Raw genomic sequence first — 21,460 nt, 5'->3', positions numbered from 1 at the left:
TATACCAATGACAATTGACAAATTAGCTATCTACGGCGTGTTAGGGCTTACTTACTTGGGGTTGGCATTGGGCTATGTTCCTGGCTTTCGCATGAACCGTGCCACGATCGCCTTAGTAGGATCTAGCTTTTTAATTGCGACGGGCGTGTTGAGTTTGCGGCAAGCATGGGATGCAATTGATTCTACAACCATTGTATTTTTGTTAAGCATGATGGTGGTTAATGCCAATCTTTCCTATGCCGGGGTTTTTCCACAAGTACTCTCATTTCTATTGCGCTTTACCCGCAGTCCTTTTGGTATATTGATTGCCCTAACTTTTAGCAGTGGCATCCTCTCCGCTTTTTTTCTCAATGATACCTTAGTACTAATTTTTACGCCATTGACAATCAGCCTCACTCAAGCATTGCGGTTGAACCCAATACCTTACTTGTTGGCGATCGCAGGGGCTACTAACATCGGTTCTGTTGCCACCTTAAGCGGTAATCCCCAAAACATTTTAATTGGTTCCTTTTCGGGTATCCCCTTCCTTGATTTTATGAAGGCATTAACTCCAGTTGCTGTAACTGGTTTAGCTATTCAAGTAATCCTACTGTGCCTGCTTTATCCAAATGTACGCTCAACCGTACCCTGTACAGAATTACTTATTCGTAAACAACGCGTCTTCAAACCCCTTTTTTATAAAACCTTAGTACTTACCACCGGATTGTTAATTGCCTTTATTGCTGGTTTACCTGTAGCAGAGTCAGCTTTAGTTGTTGCTAGCTTGTTACTTCTCACGCGTCGTGTTAAACCTCAACGCATTCTCAAGAAGGTGGATTGGAACTTGCTGGTGATGTTTTCCGGACTGTTTATTTTGACTAAAGTTACACAACAATTAAATTTGCTCAAACCTTTCACCTATGCAGTTAACTCTTCTGCTGGACTTTTGAGTGTAACAGTAATTTTGTCTAACCTGATTTCTAATGTTCCTGCTGTACTTCTACTGCAACCCCTGATTCCTAATGATGATACTCAATCCTGGTTATTACTAGCAGCAGGATCAACCCTAGCAGGGAACTTAACTTTATTTGGTTCGGTAGCAAATTTGATAGTCGTAGAAGCTGCTGCTGAGTTAGGATACCAGCTAACTTTTCTTGAGCATCTGCGCTTTGGCGTGCCAATAACTTTGTTAAATTTGCTTTTAGTTTTTCTGTGGATTCACTAAAAAATAAGTATTCAAAACAATCCTTACCTAGTTTTAGTAAAGATATAGATAAGTAGGTGGACATGATTAAATATAAAATAGCAACTTCTAGAAAGCGGATGGAAACAGCCTTTTACCTTCTGCTATCTGCCTTCTATTATTTGCCTTTTACTTAGTCGTTATTAAAGATTAAATATAGAACTATTTTATTAAGTCAAGCTTTAACTTTATTCTATCAAAATAGTTATAGATACAAAGATTTGTCATGCTGCCATGCGTCAAGATATTGAACTTTACAACCAAGCTTTAGATAGTGGAAAAGAAGGTGCTTGGGCTGATGTAATTTTGATACTCCGTAAAGCTTTAGAAATTAACGACTCTGAGGCAGAATATCATTCTTTAATGGGTGTTGCTTGTCTAGGATTAGACTTGAAGGATTTGGCAATATACCACTTCCGTCAAGCCAATAAACTCAACCCTTGTGATCCTTTGCTAGCTCATTATCTGCCATTGTTGAATGATGACGATCCACCCACTACAGGTATGCCTCGCTCTCCATACCCTTCAATGCCCAGTGCAGGGGCTGAAATCGAATTTGATGATGGTATGAATTAAGTTCCTGAGTCGTAACCTTACACCAGATGGGCTATCTTGGCAAAAAGTTACGAAAGGAAGAAAACAGAGTAGTTTTGTACTTTTTGCTCTAAAAAAAAGCTCATATTGGTGCTTCTTCGCAAAACTTGACTATCAGGTATACTCTGTCACGCTACTATGTGCAAAGCTTATACTTTACAACTAAGTTCTTGTCCGTCAAGAAATAAATTTCACCGCAAAAAGCTAAAGTCTGCTTAAGCAAACTAGCGAGGTTTTCAGTCCGTTTTAACGTACTTGAATTGTTAGCCTGGAACTTAAGTTCCAGGTGTTTTAAAGGTGAGGCGCAAGATGTGACGTAAGCAAAGCTAACTAAGATTGCTTACTTTGCTTTAATTTATCCCAACCCCTAGCAATTCAAGCTCTACGGACTACTACGATGCTACCTGAGCAGCAGTACGTGTACGCCGCCTTCTACCATCGGCAACTTTTACAGGAGGCTCATCGGGAATTTGCATCAAAAGCGTTACGGATGGTTGACATTGCAGTTCACGACGGATGGAACGCGCCATTTCCCGCTCAAGTACTTCTTGCAATCCACCCCAATCTACCTCTGGTTGCTCGCCATCAAAAGTTTGGGCAAATTCTGTCCAGCGTACGCTGAGTATTTCTTCGATCCGCTGTTGTACCCACTTTTGCAGAAGCGATCGCTCGATGCTTGTCACCACACCCCGCAGGTGAATTTCTGGTTTTGCCATCAACTTGCCACTCCAATCGATGGCGGTGGCAATGGTAACAATACCTTCCTCTGCCATCTTTTGTCGTTCTTGCAATACTTTGGCACTAACCATACCGGAACTAGAAGTATCGACCAATTCTAGACCTGATGGGACTTTGCCCGCAACGGCAATAGATTCTTGTGTCAATTCCACAATATCGCCATTCTGAATAATCACCATATTCTCGGCGGGAATGCCCATACTTTGAGCTGTCTGGGAATGCTTCACCAGCATCCGATGCTCGCCGTGAACGGGTAAGAAAAACTTGGGTCGAGTTAATGCTAACATCAACTTTTGGTCTTCCTGGCAACCGTGACCGGAGACGTGAATACCTTTTTCTCTGCCATAAACAACATTCGCGCCCTGCATCATCAATTTATCGATGACGTTGACAACAGCTATAGTATTGCCGGGAATTGGGTTAGCTGAGAAGACTACTGTATCTCCTTGTCGAATTTTGATATGAGGATGTTCTTTATTAGCTATACGTGTTAGGGCTGACATCGGTTCGCCTTGAGAACCAGTTGTCAAAATTAATACGTTTTCATCTGGTATATTGCGGATTGCATTCAGTGGCTGCAACAAATCATCTTTACATTTGATGTAACCAAGGTTGCGAGCATGGGCAATTAAATTCAGCATGGAACGCCCAACTACCCCGACGACACGATTGTGCTTCTGCGCCAACTGCAAAATAATATTGATGCGGTGTACGCTTGAAGCGAAGGTAGTGACAAAAAGTCGCCCAGAGGCTTGAGAGAAAACTCTGTCAAGATTAGCAGCGACAGAACTTTCGGAGGGCGTGAATCCAGGAACTTCTGAGTTAGTTGAATCACTCATCAAGCAAAGAACGCCTTTTTCACCGTGTTCGGCTAAACGTTGCAAATCAAAACGTTCACCGTCTACAGGAGTGTGGTCAAATTTAAAATCTCCTGTATGGATAATCACACCAAGTGGTGTATGAATAGCGACGCTGAAGCTGTCCGCAATGGAGTGGGTATTGCGAATATATTCCACAAAAAAATGTTTGCCAATTCGCACGACATCGCGGGGAAGAACGGTTCTTAATTCGGTGTGATCGCGTACACCAGCTTCCTCCAATTTGCCCTCTAGCATTGCCATTGCTAATCTTGGGCCGTATATTGTAGGAATTTCAAATTGCTTGAGATGAAAGGCAATGCCACCAATATGATCTTCATGACCGTGAGTGACGATCATGCCTTTAATTTTGTGACGATTTTCCCGCACATAGGTCATGTCTGGCAGGACAATATTAACTCCGTGCATTCCATCTGTAGGAAACGCTAAACCCGCATCTAACAGAATAATCTCATCATCATATTCAAAAACACAGGTATTTTTGCCAATTTCATGTAAGCCGCCTAATGGAATAATTTTTAAGGCGGAATTGTTATCGTTTTTAGTCATTTTCTCCTTAGATTGTTCTTTGTTGTAAATAATGTTGGAATTTAGAAGTCTTTTAAGACAGTTGACAATATCTGTCTATTAAGTTGGTTAAGAAACCGAGGAACTAGTCGAGTTTTTATTGGATGTTTTATTGTTCAGTAATCTTCAATAAAAATGTACTTTAAGCAAGCAGATTTGGCAGTAATTTTCTTTATTAGCACAGGAATTATACCTGCTACACTGTTAAAATTACTTATAATGCTAACTATGGCTTCTAATTATAAAAGTCTCTTAGTTTCTGACAGTTCCTGCTAAATTAAACCTAGTTCCTTCATAACTGCCTCTAACTTTTGAGTGACTTTCACGTCAGCTTCGCACAATGGCGGGCGAGTAGAACCAACCTCCCACCCTTGAAGTTGTAATGCTTTTTTAACTGGAATTGGATTTGTCGTGATAAACAAGGCTTTAAATAGGGGGAACAGTCGCAGATGAATATCACTAGCAGCTTGGATTTTACCCGAATCCAATAATTGGATCATCTGCTGTAGTTCATTACCTACCAAATGAGAAGCAACACTAACTACACCCTTTGCCCCGACTGCTAACATTGGCAGTGTTAAAGAATCATCTCCAGAGTAAATCTGAAATTCTTTTGGTGTCAAGCGACGAATTTCACTTGCTTGGTCTAAATTACCACTAGCTTCTTTTATGCCAATAATATTTTCAATCTCTGCTAGGCGAGCAACCGTTTCGGGGCTAAGATTTTGACTAGTACGACCTGGTACATTATATAACAAAATAGGCAAATCACCAGAAACGGCTATAGCTTGAAAATGCTGGTAAAGCCCTTCTTGCGGTGGTTTATTGTAATAAGGAACAACTTGTAAGGCACCGTGTACTCCTATTTTAGCTGCTTTTTGGGTAGCGGCAATCGCCTCTTTAGTGGAATTAGAACCACATCCTGCCATTACCAGTGCCTTCCCTGCTACTGCTTTTAAGACAGTGGAAAATAATTGGTATTCCTCTTCCCAACTCAGAGTTGGAGATTCTCCTGTTGTTCCACATACCACAACTGTGTCTGTACCATTGTTTGCTAAATGTTCTGCCAGTTGTGCTGCAACATCATAATTTACACTGCCGTCTTCTTTGAACGGCGTAATTATTGCGGTTAGAACTCTACCAAAATCTACCACCCTTTTTACACTCCTGAGTTTTTGTTTTTTTGTTTTGGTGGTTCTCTATTAATAACCTATCCGTAAATGTGTTTCAAGTCATTAGTCATTAGTCAATTTTAAATAGCTAATCTTAGAAGAACTGGGCTTTTAACTATGAGCTATGGACTTTGGTTGACGATGAGCTAATGTATGTTGCTGCTTGTGGTTGCAGTAGATTATTTTCTACTAATAACTCAGCAATTTGTACAGCGTTCAGTGCAGCACCTTTACGGATTTGATCGCCACATAACCACAATTCTAAACCGTAAGGGTGAGAAATATCCTGACGAATTCTACCTACTAAAACCTCATCTTTTCCTGTTGCTTCTATGGGCATAGGAAAATAATTTTTTTGCCAATCTTCTAATAGCTTTACTCCAGGAGATCTCTTTAAAATTTCTCTGGCTTCCTCTGAACTAAATGGTGTCTCAAATTCTAGATTAATAGCTTCTGAATGAGCGCGAAGTACAGGTACTCGTACACAGGTAGCAGTAATTCTGATCTGCTGATTGTCAAAAATTTTCCGTGTTTCGTTGACCATTTTCATTTCTTCTTCGCAATATCCCCAATCATTTAATGGAGAATTGTGTGGGAATAAATTAAATGCCAACGGGTAAGGAAATACTTCCGTGGTTGGTTCTTTGCCTTCTAAAATCGCACTAGTTTGAGTTTTTACTTCTGCCATCGCTTGTGCACCTGCACCGCTTGCAGATTGATAGGTCGCAGCTACAATACGTTTGACGGGTTTGACTTGATGCAACGGCCACACTGCTACTGCCATTAAAATTGTGGTGCAGTTGGGGTTGGCTATAATTCCTTTGTGCTTTGCTGCTGCTTGAGGATTTACTTCTGGAACCACCAAAGGGACATCGGAGTTCATCCGAAAAGCACTGGAATTATCTATTACCACTGCCCCTTTTTCTACTGCTACAGATGCCCAAGTTTTGGATGTTGAACCTCCTGCGCTTGCCAGCACTAGATCCACGTTCTCAAACATTGCATCGCTGACTGGTTCTACGAGAATATTTTCACCCTTAAAGGTTAACATCTGTCCCGCACTACGTTCTGATGCCAACAACTTCAAATCTGAAACGGGAAAGTTACGGCTTTCTAAAAGTTCCAATAATTCTCTGCCAACTGCACCAGTTGCTCCTAAAATAGCTAAACGATAGGATTTCGACAAATTTGCTTCCTCCTTAACACTTGTGACATTTCTCGGATACTTTCTAAACTCAGACTTTATTCATAATTCATACTTAAATTAACTGAAAATAACAACACAAAAATTTAAATAAACCTTTGAATACTCTAATACTCGTCATTAATAAAATTTAATTTCTAATTTATACAGTGATTTACTTAATTTTTACTTTTACAAAAAAAATGTTGCATTTTACAACAATTAGCTATTAGTTTTTTACTGAATGCAAAATTATAAATTATATATATTATACAGCAAATCGCAGTTTTGCTATTAAAGACTGATGTGAGGTCTCAGAACAGCCACAGAATCCCTATTAAGAATATGAAAGTTGTCTAGACTATGGATGTACTATGATCCAAATGGATTTAAGTGCAGCAGGCTAGAAACCCAAATTTTTACTCTGGGTAATACCTAACCAGTAGTAACAACTCTCCTGATCCAGCAGTTTACTCAAATGTTGTAACAAGCAATTGCAAATTGCAACCACTTGTTGCGAATTGGGAGAACACGTCATCAGCTATCTGGTAAAAGCTACTGAGGAGGCTAAATAATATAGACTGATTTGCGCTAGAGTATCAAGAGCTTTCGCATTGGCAGTAAACTGGATCTCTATTCAGCAGCACCCATACATCGGGAAAGCTGGTAAAGCTTGGGGGTAGCTCCCGCCCCAAAGTTTGGAAATCATAAATTTAGAGATGAGAGGGAGCTTGATTTCCAGGAGCTATGCAGATCGCGTCTTTGGTAAAAGTAACAAAAAGAAATAGTAGCAACAAAGCAATAGAGACGAAGCATGAAAGTTACCCAGGAAAAACTTCCCGCCAGTCAAATAGGTCTGGAAATAGAAATTACGCCCGAAAAGACCAAGCAAACCTACGAACAGGTAATTCAAAACTTCACTCGTTCTGCCAATATTCCTGGGTTTCGCAAAGGCAAAGTGCCACGGCAGATATTGCTGCAGCGTCTAGGGGCAACTCGAATCAAGGCAGCAGCGCTGGAAGAACTAATTCAAGATGGAATTACGCAAGCGGTAAAACAAGAAGACATCAATGCGATCGGGCAACCGCGATTACGTTCTTCGTATGAGGATTTAATTAATAATTATGAACCAGGTAAAGCCCTGACTATTTCTGCTGCTGTTGATGTACCACCCGAAGTGAATTTGGCTCAATACACTGATTTGCAAATCAAAGCCGAAGAAATCAAGTACGATCCACAGCAAGTAGACAAAGTTCTAGAAAGCGAACGTCAGCAAATGGCAACATTAATCCCTGTAGAAGGACGCCCAGCACAATTGGGGGATGTTGCTGTAGTAGATTTTAAAGGCGTGCTGGCAAAAGCTGAGGGTGAGGATGAAGCAGCAGAACCTGAAGCTATTCCTGGTGGAGAAGCCACTGATTTTCAAGTTGAGTTACAAGAAGATAGATTTATTCCCGGCTTTGTTGTCGGGATTGTGGGAATGAATCCTGGCGAAACCAAAGAAGTCTCGGCTACCTTTCCAGATCCATATGCTAATGAAGAACTAGCCGGGAAACCAGCGATTTTCACAGTTACCCTCAAAGAAATTAAGGAAAAAGAACTGCCAGAACTCAATGATGATTTTGCACAAGAAGTCAGCGAGTTTGAGACTTTGGCAGAGTTACGTACTTCCTTAGAAGAAAGATTTCAAAAAGAGGCTGAACAAAAAACGAAAGGAAATCAGCAAGAAGCTCTAGTCAAGGAACTTTTGAAATATGTAGAAGTCGATTTGCCGGAAACAATGATCGAGCAGGAAGTCGATAATATGTTGACGCAAACTGCTATTCGGCTGTCGCAGCAAGGGCTAGATATCAAGAAATTGTTTACTCCTGATGTTATTCCTCAGTTGCGGCAACGTTCTCACGATGAAGCAGTTGAGCGCTTGAAGCGATCGCTTGCTCTAGAAGAAATTGGCAAACGCGAATCTATTAAAGTCAGCGAGGAAGAAGTCGCAGCCAGAGTCAAAGAACTTCTGGAACAGTACTCCGAACAAGAGGTTGACCAAGATAGACTACGAGAAGTCGTCGAAAATGAACTAATAACAGAAAAAACTATTGATTGGCTCTTAGAACACTCAAAAGTTGAACTAGTACCCGAAGGTTCTTTGAGTGCGACAGAGCAAACAACACCAGAAGTAACTGAAACCCAGGAACAAACAAGCGAAGTAACTTCCCCAGCAGAAGCACAATAGCTTGCAAAAGGTAACATTTCCCGTTCCAAGGCGGAACATTTAAGGAAACTTAAATAAATTGCCTCGCCGTTTGCCGCCTTGGCTTGATACTGTGTTTACACGAGAAGAATTTATATGAGGCATAATGGTTAACACATACCTAACAACACAAAACCAGTCGCTATCATAGTCAGCGTAGGCTGTCTGAACCGCTGTTATTCTTTGGTTATCAAATATTTTCTATGCTTGTATCGCAGTCGGGAAATTATCCAATCAGCAGTTTAAATAAATTTGAAATGCGCTCCCAAAGCCTTCCCAGTAACATCCTCCCCATGGTTGTAGAACAATCTGGCATGGGAGAACGAGCTTTTGATATCTACTCCCGCCTGCTGCGAGAGCGGATTATTTTTTTGGGAACGCCAATTGACGATAATGTTGCCAATTCAATAGTTGCCCAATTGTTGTTTCTAGACGCCGAAGATCCAGAAAAAGATATTCAACTGTACATAAATTCTCCTGGCGGCTCTGTCACAGCAGGCATGGCAATTTATGATACCATCCAACAAATTCGCCCTGATGTAGTCACAATCTGTTTTGGTTTAGCCGCGAGCATGGGGGCATTTTTGTTGTGTGCAGGCACTGCTGGCAAACGAATGTCTTTACCAGATTCTCGGATTATGATTCACCAACCCTTAGGTGGTGCTCAGGGACAAGCCGTTGATATCGAAATACAAGCCAAAGAAATTCTATATCATAAATCTAAGTTGAATCAGTTACTTGCCCAGCATACTGGTCAACCATTAGAAAGAATCGAAGCTGATACTGAACGGGACTTTTTTATGTCGGCTGAAGAAGCCAAAAATTACGGATTGATCGATCAGGTCATCCATAGACAAAATCTTCCCGCAGCAGGGGAAAACGTCACCATTGTGAAATAAGAGGCTGGTATGTCTAAATACGACTCCCATTTGAAATGTTCGTTTTGTGGCAAGTCTCAGGAGCAGGTGCGTAAACTCATCGCTGGCCCGGGAGTCTACATCTGTGATGAGTGCGTTGACTTGTGCAATGAAATCTTAGATGAGGAATTACTCGACACTAACAGTGCTGCGTCACAACCAGCACCTCGGTCAGAACCTCCTCAAAAACGCCGCGCCCGCTCTGCCAGTCTCTCGTTAAATCAAATCCCCAAACCGCGAGAGATTAAAAAATATTTGGACGAACACGTCATTGGTCAAGACGAAGCCAAAAAAGTTTTGTCAGTAGCTGTTTACAATCACTACAAACGGTTATCACTGGTTCAGTCCAAAAACAATGGCAAGGGAGCAACAGATGATGCTGTCGAACTGCAAAAGTCAAACATTTTGCTGATTGGCCCTACAGGCTGTGGCAAAACACTTTTGGCACAAACTTTGGCAAAAATCCTTGATGTACCCTTTGCAGTTGCTGATGCTACAACCCTCACTGAAGCGGGATATGTGGGCGAAGATGTAGAAAATATCTTGCTGCGACTGTTACAAGTAGCAGACTTAGATGTCGAAGAGGCGCAGCGGGGAATTATCTACATTGACGAAATTGATAAAATTGCCCGTAAGAGCGAAAATCCCTCCATTACGCGAGATGTATCTGGTGAAGGCGTGCAACAAGCACTGCTAAAAATGTTAGAGGGAACAATTGCTAATGTGCCACCTCAAGGCGGACGTAAGCACCCCTATCAAGACTGTATTCAAATTGATACCAGTAATATCTTGTTCATTTGCGGTGGTGCTTTTGTTGGCTTAGAGAAAGTAGTAGAGCAGAGAACGGGTAAAAAGTCAATCGGTTTTGTGCAACCAGGAGAAGGACAGACAAAGGAAAAGCGGGCAGCAGACACTCTCCGCTATCTTGAACCAGACGACCTGGTTAAGTTTGGCATGATTCCAGAATTCATCGGTAGAGTACCAATGGTGGCGGTGGTAGATCCACTAGATGAAGAAGCGCTGATGGCAATATTAACCCAGCCGCGCAGTGCCTTAGTTAAGCAGTATCAAAAACTGTTGAAGATGGATAATGTCCAGTTAGAGTTTAAACAAGAAGCTTTGCGAGCGATCGCTCAAGAAGCCTATCGCCGGAAAACTGGAGCAAGAGCGCTGCGTGGTATTGTCGAAGAACTGATGCTGGATGTGATGTACGAGTTACCATCTCGTAAAGATGTGACTCGCTGTACAGTGACGAAGGAAATGGTGGAAAAACGTTCCACTGCCGAATTGATTATGCATCCGTCCACGATGCCTAAACCAGAATCAGCGTAAAAGGATAAAGGATGTAGACGCCCTACGGGCGGCTTCCCGTAGGGTAGGATAAAAGATAAAATTTTTCATAACTTCATCCTTCACACTTTACACTTCAGTATTGAGATGCCATACATTAATGTTCATGGCGTTGAACACTACTATGAATGGATACGAAAATCATCTGTCTTAGAAAAGCCAGTGATGGTTTTCATTCACGGTTGGGCTGGTTCGGCTCGCTACTGGCGAAGTACTGCCGCAGCTTTATCAGAACAATTCGATTGTTTGCTTTACGATCTGCGGGGATTTGGGCGTTCTCGTGGTAAACCTACTGCTGTAGCTCAAGCAAGTGAAGCAGTGATTGAATCGCATTCACCGCAGCAAGAATCAGAAGCAGCAAGAGAGTTAACCTACGAATTAGAGGAATACGCGCACGATTTGGCAGCGTTGTTAGACGAGTTAAAGATTCAACGTGTGTATATCCATGCTCATTCGATGGGTGCTTCTGTTGGTACTTTATTTCTTAACCGCTATAGCGATCGCGTGGAAAAAGCAATCTTAGCCTGTAGCGGTATTTTTGAGTACGATGAAAAAGCGTTTGCAGCCTTTTACAAATTTGGTGGCTACGTCGTTAAATTTCGCCCTAAATGGTTAGAAAAGATACCATTAGTAGACCGAATGTTTATGGCGCGATTTTTGCATAGCCCCATACCTGCCCAGGAGCGCCGCGCTTTTTTGCAAGATTTTTTAATTGCGGATTATGATGCTGCTTTAGGTACAATTTTTACTTCTGTTAGTAAAGCAGCAGCGGAGTTGATGCCCCAGGAATTTGCTCGGATTGCGCAACCAACATTAATAATATCAGGGGAGTACGACAAAATTATTCCCGCCGAAATGGGACGTCAAGCAGCAGCATTAAACGACAAAGTTGAGTTTGTGGTGATTCCCAATACGGCTCATTTCCCAATGTTGGAAGATGCTTCTACTTATTTGCAGCGAGTAAGAGAGTTTTTACAAATTAACACACCACAAACGTAAGTAGGTGAAAAATAGAAGCTTTTTCTGGCTTTCCACGAATTTTATGCTGGCTCCGCAAGGTGGACGCTGGTACGATAAACCATGTCAACAAAACCACGCTCATCGCAACAACGCTCATATAATTCTTGCAAACCAGAAATAAGTTGTTCGTAAGCTAAACCTTGACGGGGAACGTAAGAAGCACTGATCGCACGTCCGATCAGTCCAGTTAAATCTAACTGTTGTTTATAGACAAAGGTATATTCATGAATATTAACAAAATGTTTAGTTGCAAATAGTGGTTCTACTGTCTGCATCCGCGACTCTGCTGGGTGGTTATTCGATGCTGCACGTATCAAGCGACTATATTCGACAGTCAAAACATCTTCCTTGTCGCGGTTATTCCACACCACTGCTAATCGTCCCGATCGCTTGAGAATGCGGCGGAACTCAGATAAACTTGGCTGGGGATTGAACCAGTGGAAAGCTTGAAAACAAGTTACTAAATCCACAGAAGCATCGCTGAGATTGGTAACTTCTGCTGTTCCATCCCGAAATTCGACTAAAGGATGAGGTTCAGCCGCTTCTCTCATGGCTGCATTTGGTTCAATAGCAATTACTCTCACGCCGCGATCGCCTAACAACCGAGCAGAAATACCTGTCCCCGCACCAATATCTGCGGCTACTAGTTGGGAGGAAGATGCCAATCCTTCCAAGATTTTATCAATGGCTGCGGCTGGGTAGCTTGGGCGGTATTTGACGTAATCCTCGACTCTATCGGAAAAGCGATTTAGGGGGTTGAGTGTGTGCAGAGGTGTGGATTCGGAGTGATTTTGGCTCATCAGTTGTAGGTTAAAAAATTGAACCACAGAGGCGCAGAGAACATAGAGACAGAAAGTTGGGAGGGGTGCGATCGCGCTATTTTTTAACACTCTACAACTTTTTTTTGTAGGATTTGTAGGATGGGCGATCACTTTTAAAACTAAGTATCTAGTTATGAAATCAAAAAAATAGATTCAGACTATTTTACAGATGAGTGAAATAAATAATTCTCAAAATATTTCTCAAGTTTAAATAATTTGCTCTTGGTACAGCTTAAAAACTTCCCCTCCCCTCCTTCGTGCCCTTTGCGTCTACCCTACACCGCCCTGACGGGCGTCTATGGCGGTTCAATAAAAAAACAGCCACCTCCCCCAAGGAAGCAGCTGTTTTTACATCAAGACGGGCAAGATGCCCGTCCCACAAGATAAACCTTAGTAATCGAAGTCACCGCCGCCCATGCCAGCGCCAGCACCAGCAGGAGCATTGTCCTTAGGCTCAGGCTTGTCAACAACGATACACTCAGTTGTCAACACCATCCCCGCGATGGAAGCTGCGTTTTGCAGAGCAGAACGAGTCACCTTCGCAGGATCGACGATACCAGCAGTAAACAAGTCAACAAACTCGTTCTTAGCAGCATCGTAGCCAACGTTGAACTCTTTTTCTTTCACGCGTTCAGCGATCACAGCGCCATTCTGACCGGCGTTTTCAGCAATACGCTTCAGGGGAGCAGCCAGAGCACGAGCTACGATCAACGCACCAGTCAATTCTTCACCCTTAAGGTTGCTGTTTGCCCACTCTTCGAGTTGGGGAGAGAGGTGAGCCAGAGTTGTACCACCACCAGGAACGATACCTTCTTCTACCGCAGCTTTGGTAGCGTTGATGGCGTCTTCTAGGCGCAACTTCTTATCTTTCATTTCAGTTTCGGTAGCAGCGCCAACCTTGACGACAGCTACACCACCAGCTAACTTAGCCAGACGCTCTTGCAATTTCTCTTTGTCGTAGGAAGATTCTGTTTCTTCCATTTGACGGCGAATTTGCTCGACACGAGCTTTTACAGCTTGCTCGTTACCTTCAGCAACAATGGTGGTGTTGTCTTTGGTGATAGTGATGCGGCGAGCTTTACCCAGAGAATCTAGCTTGGCGTTTTCTAACTTCAGTCCAGCATCTTCGGTGATGACTTGACCGCCAGTGAGGATGGCGATATCTTCGAGCATTGCTTTGCGGCGATCGCCAAAACCAGGAGCTTTCACAGCAGCAACGTTGAGAACGCCACGCAAACGGTTGACTACCAAGGTTGCCAAAGCTTCTTTCTCAATATCTTCGGCGATAATTACCAAAGGACGACCAGCGCGAGCTACTTGCTCTAGAACTGGTACGAGGTCTTGTACTAGGGCAATTTTCTTATCGGTTAGCAGTATGAAAGGCTCATCGAAGATTGCTTCCATCCGCTCTGCATCGGTGGCGAAGTAAGGAGAGATGTAGCCTTTGTCAAAGCGCATCCCTTCAGTAATTTCCAATTCGGTGGTCATAGACTTCCCTTCTTCCAGGGAAATTACACCTTCTTTACCTACCTTATCCATTGCTTCGGCAATCATCTGACCGACTTCTTCGTCGTTACCAGCCGAGATGGCACCTACTTGAGCAATAGCTTTGGAATCTTCAACAGGACGAGCGTGTTCTTTAATTCTTTCTACCAAGAAGTTAGTAGCTTTATCAATACCGCGCTTGAGCAGAATCGCGTTTGCACCAGCTGCAACGTTACGCAAGCCTTCTTTGACTACTGCGTGTGCCAAAACAGTAGCAGTGGTGGTACCATCACCAGCAGCGTCATTGGTCTTGGAAGCAGCCTGGCGAATCAAAGAAACGCCAGTGTTTTCAACGTGGTCTTCTAATTCAATTTCTTTAGCAATGGTTACACCATCGTTAACAATTTGTGGTGCACCAAACTTCTTTTCTAGTACTACGTTACGACCTTTGGGGCCGAGGGTAACAGCTACTGCCTCAGCCAGGATATCCATGCCTCTTTCTAAGGCGCGACGAGCGTTTTCGTTGTAAATAATGCGCTTTGCCATAATTCTCTAGTTCAATTCTTTATGTTTAGTTGTCACTTGCCATTTATTCAGCAGTCATTGTTAATGACCAATGACTAATGACTACGAAACGATCGCCAAAATGTCTTTTTCTGAAAGTAGTACATATTCGTCGGTACCCAGTTTGATATCGGTACCGGCATATTTGGAGTAAAGAACTTTGTCTCCTACTTTTACATCCATTGGCTGACGGCCGCCATCATCTTTGACTTTGCCATCACCAACTGCAACTACTTCGCCTACTTGAGGCTTCTCTTTTGCAGTATCGGGTAAATACAATCCACCTGCGGTTTTTTCTTCAGAGGCGCTCACTTTCACAAAAACGCGATCGCCTAAAGGTTTAACGGTAGAAACGCTTAGAGATACAGCTGCCATACGAATTTCGTGCTTGGTTAGCACTCTCAACTCCTGAGTGCTAATTTAGCGAAGGATGATGCGCAATAGCAACAATTTGGAGTGTACGGGTTCCCGAACTTGATCAGGTACAGAATTATTTTGAGTAAAAATACTCTAATTATTGAGTCTTTCAGGTTTTTTTGATTAAGTTACGAATATTTATATATGGTCAAATTTATTTGCAAAGCATGGAAATTGTTATAGAACAGAAATTAGAGACTGTGGGATAGGTAAAAAATAAAGTGATCCAACTTAGTCTAGAAATAAGAAAAACCACTCAACAGCCCCAAACAAAAGCCTTAAGTAATTGTATAGAAACTTCGGGACTTGAGAAAAATTCAGAGAAATATTTTTATCTGTACTGTTCAGAATATGCCTAAATATAGTGCAAAAGAAGCTAGTCTGGAAACAAGGGAAAACTTGAACAAGCGGCTAAAAACAGCTGTAGCTAGATTTTTCCCAACAGAGTCATCCCAGTTGCATACTTCAAAGCAAAGCCGACAGCTTGCGAGTTTGTTGCTCTGGGCCGATAATAGTTGTTTACCCGGATAGAGTCTGGGATCGCTAAACAACTGTGAAAGTTATTGAGCGGGTTATACAAAAACACTTAATAGGAAATAAGGTGGTTGAAGAGTATGCTTTTCTAGTTCATTCCTTGTCAGAAAATGCTTCGGTTTTTCGCAATCAACTGATATCAGCTTAATAGCCGAAGGATATGGTAAGACAGCAAGCTAGGGAAAGTGCGGGTTAATTGTTAACAGGGAGCATATTTAGCCAAAAAGAATTTGATAATCTGAAAGATTATTATTCAATTGAAGTTTTTTGCCCGCTCCTTTCAAAGCGATATATAATAACGCATTATAAATACTAATGCTCTACGTATCCTCACTGGACTTTTGCCATTGATATAGTAGTTTCTCAAAAGCAATTATTATTTTGAGATATTTACGAACCAAAGGCAAGTTAAGTAGGAAAAAGCACAAAATCACAACAAACCACCAAAAAGGATTGCTATTCAAGACCTTGATGGATCTAAGCGCGACAAGTGCCACTGCTATGAAAGAACCCAGCATGAAAGATCACAAACGACTTCTACTCATTGATGATGACCCCAACCTGATTTTGCTGGTGAAGGATTACTTGGAATTTCGGGGATATGAAGTCATCACCGCAGAAAATGGTCGAGAAGCTCTGGAAATTTTAGAGCAGGATATTCCAGACATGATCATTTGTGACGTGATGATGCCGGAAATGGATGGTTATACTTTTGTAGAGCAAGTCCGGCAAAACGAACGCACCAGTTGGATTCCCGTTCTATTCCTTTCGGCTAAGGGACAAAGCGCAGACCGAGTTAAAGGTCTGAATAAAGGTGCTGATGTATACATGGTTAAACCCTTTGAGCCTGAGGAACTAGTAGCACAGGTAGAATCTTCTCTAAAGCAAACCATTCGTTGGAAAGAACATCAGGCAAAAGGAGGGGAGAATGGCTCCCGTATCCAAGTTCCCTTCGATGTACAATTAACCCCCACAGAACTAAAAGTGGTGCAGTTTGTTGCTAGGGGTTTAGCAAACCGCGAAATTGCTGAAGAGCTAAATGTCAGTCAGCGTACAGTTGAAAGCCATGTGTCCAATATGTTGGGCAAAACCAATCTACACAACCGCACTGAACTAGCGCGGTGGGCGATTGAAAATCAAATGGCATAAATAAAGCATTAAGTGATGAGAATTGAGTTATGAGTAAGTTTTGAAATTACAAACACATAACTCAAAACTCATACCTCAAGTGTTTATTGTTTTTACTAGTGAATGGATATTAAAATTCCTGAATTTAGTTGAGTTGATTGTATAGTTTAAGATTTACAATCTTGCGAAGTTAGACTTTGGTAGCGCCGCCTTTAAGCAGCTATATCTTTGTATATACTTGTAAGATTACTGCTCCTGATGCGATTTCCTGCCAATACCAGAGAAAAATTAAGTAGGGTGCGTTATGACTTTAGTCGAACGCACCAAATCCTTGGAAATGGTACGTTACACTTTGCGATCACACACCCTACATGTTGTTCAAAAATCAAATAGTAATCCTAATATCAGTCTATTTTTATAGGAATCTCGATGGTAAATTCAGTTCCGTGTACTGGTTCGGACTTAACTGAAATTTAGCCCTTATGCTTATCAACAATTTGACTGCTAATTGCTAATCCTATGCCTGTGCCTTTATCTACTGGCTTAGTCGTAAAAAATGGATCGAAGATTTTACTTTTGGTTTTCTAACTCAATTCCTGGCCCCTTGTCTTTAATTCTAACTCTAATATATTTTTCATCAATTGTTTCTGTCTGAATCAAAATTTGTTTATTTTCTTATTCCTCCTGCTCTAAGAGAGCATCAATTGCATTGCGGGTTTTATTTAAATCTCTAGCTTAAACCGAAAGGATATTTGCTAAACTCACCCCGACAAAAAATTGTGGTTCAAATACACGAAATTTGCTGTAAACTACAATGTGCATTATTAATTTTAAAAATTTTCATGTTTGAATAGTATATTAATTTTTAAATAAATAGAAGTATAAATATTAATTATTTTACATAAATAGAAGTATAAATATTAATTACAAAATATTTAGTAAATAGGTAAATGTTTGACACAAGTTGGGGCGATCGCTTCCACAGGCAGAACTTCTATTGCTGCTCCTAAGTCTACTGCGGCTTTAGGCATACCATAAACAACGCAAGTCTTTTCGTCTTGGGCAATGGTATGCCAACCAGCTTGCCGCAATAAGCTTAAACCGCGAGCACCAGTGGCTTCTACTCCATCCATTCTGGGTATGAGTACATCCATCAAAATTAAATCAGGGGTGTCTGCTGCACCTTTACCAACAGCTTCTACACCATCGTAGGCAACCCACGCCAACTTGTAATTTGGCTCTTTTTTGACTATCCGACGCATTATCTCCACTGCCATGAGCGTATCTTTGACGATGGCAATCCTCATGCCTTAAGCCTCTCCAATCAAGTCAATCACTGCTTGCACAAGCCTATATTATGAAAGTGGCTCTTGGTTAGATAGTAGTCTGCACCTACTTCTAATCCTTGCAGTCGGTCTTCTTCTCAGTCTTTGTATGAAACAATAATTACAGGAGTATGCTTTAAATTGGCATGGGTTTTAATCTGGCTTGTAAGTTCAAAGCCACTCGAGCGGGGCATATCAATATCAGTCACCACCAGTCATACTCTCCACTGCGTACCGTGTTCCAAGCGTCGATACCATTGACGGCAACTTCGCTTCCAGAACCTTTGCAGACTTATTCGGAAACCATCATTCTGGAGGCGCAGCCTCAAAACCTTCGTTACCAGTTCAACCTAGTAACAAAGATGTTTGAAAAGTTAGCAGTTGAGTAAAAAAAAGCTCTTAGGCGTTGTATGCAAAAAAATGTAGCAGAAGCAGATTCACTCAAGCGAGTGTTTGGATTGCCAACTTTGGTGATTTACGGAGTGGGTGATATTTTGGGTGCGGGAATTTATGCGGTAGTCGGAAAAATTGCCGGACTTGCCGGCACTTTGGTTTGGGCTTCGTTCTTAACCGCTATGATTGTAGCGGCATTCACGGCTTTAAGTTACGCCGAACTGGGCAGCCGATTTCCACAAAGCGGTGGAGTAGCATGCTTTGTCCACAGGGCATTTCGCACCGACTGGCTCTCTATATTAGTCGGCTGGTTAATGTTTTGTACATGCTTGGTTTCGATGGCGACGCTCTCGAAAGCATTTGCTGGCTATTTCAACGCTTTTATACCAGCGATTCCAGCTTGGCTGATTATCCTGGCGCTTTTTTCGGTGTTGGCATTTGTCAATTTCAGAGGCATGAAGGAATCCTCGGCTCTGAATATTTTTTGCACATCTGTTGAGGTTGCCGGTCTTTTGATTGTAATTTTGGTTTCAACCTTGTTTTTGAGCGGTGCTGGTGCGGCTAATCCTGCTGCTGTCCCTAACGAGCAAGCCATAGGTTGGAGTGCAGTGCTCCAGGGAGCGGCACTGGCTTTCTATGCCTTTATTGGATTTGAAGATATTGTTAATGTTGCGGAGGAAGTTAAAAATCCCGAACGTAACGTGCCAAGAGCGATTTTACTTGCCTTGGCGATCGCGGGCGTAGTCTATATACTCGTCTCATGGCTTGCTATTCAAGTACTCAATCCCTCCGAGCTTGCTGCTTCAAGCGCTCCGTTACTCGATGTAGTTCGTCGAGCGCAGCCCAATTTTCCCCAGATCGTTTTTACAATTATTGCTCTATTTGCTGTACTCAATACGGCGCTGTTAAATTTTGTCACGGCATCGCGGCTGTTGTTTGGGATGTCGCGTGAAGGACTTCTAAGCGCTTGGTTAGGGAAACTACATCGACACAGAGCCACGCCTTATCGAACGCTGCTGGTCATTTTACCAATTGCCATTTTTCTGGCGCTTTCTGGAACGCTGCAATTTTTAGCAGGAACTACCGCCACCTTGATTCTGGCAATGTTTTGTCTTGTCAACCTCTCGCTGCTACTCATAAAACGCCGAGAACCTGAAACTAACGGGTTTCGGGTTCCCTATATAGTTCCGGTGATCGCGTTACTTTTCAATCTGGTTCTGTTTGCTTTTGCTTCTGGTGCAAGTCACATTTTGGCGCTGGTGTTTGTAGGAATTGGAATGCTTCTAATTCTGATCCAAAAGGCTTTCAGAAGAACACACTTACCACGCACTTATTAACCCGGCAATAAGTGAATGCCTAGCTCTCCTTGCACGTAGTTGTGGTTTTGACATTCATATTGTTAGGAGCAAAATGTGAGTAAAAATGCATAAACTCAAAACACAGATCCCCAACTTTTCTAAAAAGTCGGGGATCTTACAGGGCGTATTTTATAAACTCGGTTTATAACTATCCTTAAAACTCTGCATTTTCTGGCGTGCGTGGGAAGGGGATCACATCACGGATATTTCCCATTCCTGTCATAAATTGCACAAGTCTTTCAAATCCCAATCCAAAGCCAGCATGAGGAACTGTACCGTAACGGCGTAAATCAAGATACCACCACAAATCTTCTGGCTTCATTCCTTGGGCTTGTATCCGCTTTTCCAACACGTCTAGCCGTTCTTCCCGCTGCGATCCCCCGATAATTTCACCTATTTTCGATGCGAGGATATCCATCGCGGCAACAGTTTTTTCATCGTCATTTAAGCGCATATAAAAGGCTTTAATTTGGGTTGGATAGTCGGTAACAATGACTGGCTTTTTAAACATTTGTTCGCAAAGATAGCGTTCATGTTCTGATTGCAAATCTAAGCCCCAACTCACCGGATATTCAAACTTAACATCAGCTTTTTCTAAAAGTTTTATTGCTTCTGTATAAGTGATACGTTCAAATTGATTGTTTATAATATTATCTGCCGTTGCCAGCACTGTATTATCTATGCGTTGGTTAAAAAATTCCATGTCTTCTGGGCATTTCTCTATTACATATTTGAATATATGTTTGAGGAATTCTTCAGCTAAATCCATATCACCGTGGAGATCACAAAAAGCCATTTCTGGTTCGATCATCCAGAATTCTGCTAAGTGGCGAGAGGTATTGGAGTTTTCTGCACGGAAAGTAGGGCCAAATGTATAGACATTGGTAAATGCCATCGCCATGATTTCGGCTTCTAATTGACCGCTAACTGTTAAATAGGTTGGTCTACCAAAAAAGTCTTTACTATAGTCTACTGTTTGCTTCTCTGTGCGAGGAATGTCTTTCAAGTCTAAACTAGTGACACTGAAAAGTTCTCCCGCACCTTCGCAGTCACTTGCTGTAATGATGGGAGTATGCACCCACAAAAAACCACGTTCTTGGAAAAATTGGTGAATAGCAGTCGCACAAGCATTGCGGACACGGAAAACTGCCCCAAAAGAATTGGTGCGCGATCGCAAATGTCCAATAGTACGCAGAAACTCAAAAGAATGACGTTTTTTCTGCAAAGGATAAGTTTCGGGATCAGCTTCTCCGTAGACTTCTAGGCTATTTGCTTTCAACTCAATCCGTTGCCCTTTTGCCGGGGAAGCTACCAATACCCCCGATACTTCCACAGAGGCACCCGTATTTAATTTTTTTAAGAGAGCTTCGTAGTCTGGCAATTCTGTACTGACTACTACCTGCAAATTAGCCAAACAAGAGCCATCATTGACTTCAATAAAAGCAAAATCTTTTAATTCACGCTTTGTACGAACCCAGCCTTGAACCTTTATTGATTCATCCGGCTGACCATTTCTTAAGATTTCTGCAATCCTTCGAGCTACCAT

At 42.1% G+C, this 21,460-nt stretch carries 17 protein-coding genes; 8 read left to right on the top strand and 9 right to left on the bottom strand.

Going from position 1 to position 21,460, the window contains the following annotated elements:
• Nucleotides 1-7: 7 nt before the first annotated feature.
• Both U2718_RS31080 and U2718_RS31075 read left to right on the top strand, forming a co-directional pair.
• Nucleotides 8-1,204: an anion transporter gene (locus tag U2718_RS31080; protein ID WP_341993860.1), complete on the top strand. Its 1,197-nt coding sequence runs from the start codon at nt 8-10 to the stop codon at nt 1,202-1,204.
• Nucleotides 1,205-1,456: 252 nt separating this feature from the next.
• Nucleotides 1,457-1,798, top strand: coding sequence for a hypothetical protein (locus tag U2718_RS31075; protein WP_341993861.1), 342 nt, complete (start codon nt 1,457-1,459; stop codon nt 1,796-1,798).
• A 410-nt stretch (nt 1,799-2,208) separates the two neighbouring features.
• On the opposite strand, the gene U2718_RS31070 is transcribed toward U2718_RS31075, so the two are convergent.
• The 3 genes from U2718_RS31070 to U2718_RS31060 all read right to left on the bottom strand — a co-directional run bounded on the left by U2718_RS31070 (nt 2,209) and on the right by U2718_RS31060 (nt 6,357).
• On the bottom strand, nt 2,209-3,981 hold the full coding sequence (locus U2718_RS31070) for a ribonuclease J (RefSeq protein WP_341993862.1): 1,773 nt from the start codon (nt 3,979-3,981) through the stop codon (nt 2,209-2,211).
• A gap of 290 nt (nt 3,982-4,271) precedes the next feature.
• Nucleotides 4,272-5,153, bottom strand: a complete 882-nt coding sequence (gene dapA / locus U2718_RS31065) for a 4-hydroxy-tetrahydrodipicolinate synthase (protein ID WP_341993863.1) — start codon at nt 5,151-5,153, stop codon at nt 4,272-4,274.
• Between the two features lie 133 nt (nt 5,154-5,286).
• The gene (locus U2718_RS31060) at nt 5,287-6,357 is read right to left on the bottom strand and encodes an aspartate-semialdehyde dehydrogenase (RefSeq protein ID WP_341993864.1); all 1,071 of its coding nucleotides are present in this window, start codon (nt 6,355-6,357) and stop codon (nt 5,287-5,289) included.
• 811 nt (nt 6,358-7,168) lie between these two features.
• Here U2718_RS31060 and tig point away from each other — a divergent pair.
• The 4 genes from tig to U2718_RS31040 all read left to right on the top strand — a co-directional run bounded on the left by tig (nt 7,169) and on the right by U2718_RS31040 (nt 11,868).
• Nucleotides 7,169-8,584 carry a trigger factor gene (tig, locus tag U2718_RS31055; RefSeq protein ID WP_341993865.1) on the top strand — a complete coding sequence of 472 codons (1,416 nt, stop codon included), beginning with the start codon at nt 7,169-7,171 and terminating at the stop codon, nt 8,582-8,584.
• 221 nt (nt 8,585-8,805) lie between these two features.
• The gene (gene clpP, locus U2718_RS31050) at nt 8,806-9,501 is read left to right on the top strand and encodes an ATP-dependent Clp endopeptidase proteolytic subunit ClpP (RefSeq protein ID WP_341993867.1); all 696 of its coding nucleotides are present in this window, start codon (nt 8,806-8,808) and stop codon (nt 9,499-9,501) included.
• 9 nt (nt 9,502-9,510) lie between these two features.
• Entirely contained in the window at nt 9,511-10,851 is a 1,341-nt protein-coding gene (gene clpX / locus U2718_RS31045) for an ATP-dependent protease ATP-binding subunit ClpX (protein ID WP_341993868.1), read from the top strand.
• 105 nt (nt 10,852-10,956) lie between these two features.
• The gene (locus tag U2718_RS31040) at nt 10,957-11,868 is read left to right on the top strand and encodes an alpha/beta hydrolase (RefSeq protein WP_341993869.1); all 912 of its coding nucleotides are present in this window, start codon (nt 10,957-10,959) and stop codon (nt 11,866-11,868) included.
• A 41-nt stretch (nt 11,869-11,909) separates the two neighbouring features.
• Here the strand turns inward: U2718_RS31040 and U2718_RS31035 are convergent, their stop codons facing one another.
• The 3 genes from U2718_RS31035 to groES all read right to left on the bottom strand — a co-directional run bounded on the left by U2718_RS31035 (nt 11,910) and on the right by groES (nt 15,134).
• A complete protein-coding gene (locus tag U2718_RS31035) occupies nt 11,910-12,689 on the bottom strand; it encodes a class I SAM-dependent methyltransferase (protein WP_341993870.1) in 780 nt (259 codons plus the stop codon).
• 411 nt (nt 12,690-13,100) lie between these two features.
• Complete coding sequence (gene groL, locus U2718_RS31030; protein WP_341993871.1) at nt 13,101-14,741, bottom strand: chaperonin GroEL; 1,641 nt, start codon at nt 14,739-14,741, stop codon at nt 13,101-13,103.
• Nucleotides 14,742-14,822: 81 nt separating this feature from the next.
• Nucleotides 14,823-15,134: a co-chaperone GroES gene (gene groES, locus U2718_RS31025; RefSeq protein WP_016878545.1), complete on the bottom strand. Its 312-nt coding sequence runs from the start codon at nt 15,132-15,134 to the stop codon at nt 14,823-14,825.
• A 1,047-nt stretch (nt 15,135-16,181) separates the two neighbouring features.
• Here groES and U2718_RS31020 point away from each other — a divergent pair.
• On the top strand, nt 16,182-16,859 hold the full coding sequence (locus U2718_RS31020; protein ID WP_026087726.1) for a response regulator transcription factor: 678 nt from the start codon (nt 16,182-16,184) through the stop codon (nt 16,857-16,859).
• A gap of 914 nt (nt 16,860-17,773) precedes the next feature.
• On the opposite strand, the gene U2718_RS31015 is transcribed toward U2718_RS31020, so the two are convergent.
• Nucleotides 17,774-18,145, bottom strand: a complete 372-nt coding sequence (locus U2718_RS31015; RefSeq protein ID WP_341993873.1) for a chemotaxis protein CheB — start codon at nt 18,143-18,145, stop codon at nt 17,774-17,776.
• A 116-nt stretch (nt 18,146-18,261) separates the two neighbouring features.
• A complete protein-coding gene (locus tag U2718_RS31010) occupies nt 18,262-18,357 on the bottom strand; it encodes a hypothetical protein (protein ID WP_341993933.1) in 96 nt (31 codons plus the stop codon).
• A 216-nt stretch (nt 18,358-18,573) separates the two neighbouring features.
• Between U2718_RS31010 and U2718_RS31005 the strand changes: the two genes are divergently transcribed.
• Nucleotides 18,574-19,893 (top strand): APC family permease, encoded by a 1,320-nt coding sequence (locus U2718_RS31005; protein ID WP_341993874.1) that lies wholly within the window; start codon nt 18,574-18,576, stop codon nt 19,891-19,893.
• 175 nt (nt 19,894-20,068) lie between these two features.
• Here the strand turns inward: U2718_RS31005 and asnS are convergent, their stop codons facing one another.
• Nucleotides 20,069-21,460: an asparagine--tRNA ligase gene (gene asnS, locus U2718_RS31000; RefSeq protein WP_341993875.1), complete on the bottom strand. Its 1,392-nt coding sequence runs from the start codon at nt 21,458-21,460 to the stop codon at nt 20,069-20,071.

The organism is Chlorogloeopsis sp. ULAP02 (assembly GCF_038404745.2).
In the GTDB taxonomy this organism is placed as follows: Bacteria; Cyanobacteriota; Cyanobacteriia; order Cyanobacteriales; family Nostocaceae; genus Chlorogloeopsis.
This window is presented reverse-complemented; position numbering and strand designations above follow the sequence as displayed.

Coding starts and splice junctions, on each gene's coding strand:
- U2718_RS31010 (WP_341993933.1), bottom strand. CDS start 18,357: ATGCCCCGCTCGAGTGGCTTTGAACTTACAAGCCAGATTAAAACCCAT.
- U2718_RS31035 (WP_341993870.1), bottom strand. CDS start 12,689: ATGAGCCAAAATCACTCCGAATCCACACCTCTGCACACACTCAACCCC.
- U2718_RS31005 (WP_341993874.1), top strand. CDS start 18,574: ATGCAAAAAAATGTAGCAGAAGCAGATTCACTCAAGCGAGTGTTTGGA.
- clpP (WP_341993867.1), top strand. CDS start 8,806: ATGCTTGTATCGCAGTCGGGAAATTATCCAATCAGCAGTTTAAATAAA.
- U2718_RS31015 (WP_341993873.1), bottom strand. CDS start 18,145: ATGAGGATTGCCATCGTCAAAGATACGCTCATGGCAGTGGAGATAATG.
- U2718_RS31075 (WP_341993861.1), top strand. CDS start 1,457: ATGCGTCAAGATATTGAACTTTACAACCAAGCTTTAGATAGTGGAAAA.
- U2718_RS31020 (WP_026087726.1), top strand. CDS start 16,182: ATGGATCTAAGCGCGACAAGTGCCACTGCTATGAAAGAACCCAGCATG.
- U2718_RS31040 (WP_341993869.1), top strand. CDS start 10,957: ATGCCATACATTAATGTTCATGGCGTTGAACACTACTATGAATGGATA.
- tig (WP_341993865.1), top strand. CDS start 7,169: ATGAAAGTTACCCAGGAAAAACTTCCCGCCAGTCAAATAGGTCTGGAA.
- asnS (WP_341993875.1), bottom strand. CDS start 21,460: ATGGTAGCTCGAAGGATTGCAGAAATCTTAAGAAATGGTCAGCCGGAT.
- U2718_RS31080 (WP_341993860.1), top strand. CDS start 8: ATGACAATTGACAAATTAGCTATCTACGGCGTGTTAGGGCTTACTTAC.
- U2718_RS31070 (WP_341993862.1), bottom strand. CDS start 3,981: ATGACTAAAAACGATAACAATTCCGCCTTAAAAATTATTCCATTAGGC.
- groL (WP_341993871.1), bottom strand. CDS start 14,741: ATGGCAAAGCGCATTATTTACAACGAAAACGCTCGTCGCGCCTTAGAA.
- groES (WP_016878545.1), bottom strand. CDS start 15,134: ATGGCAGCTGTATCTCTAAGCGTTTCTACCGTTAAACCTTTAGGCGAT.
- clpX (WP_341993868.1), top strand. CDS start 9,511: ATGTCTAAATACGACTCCCATTTGAAATGTTCGTTTTGTGGCAAGTCT.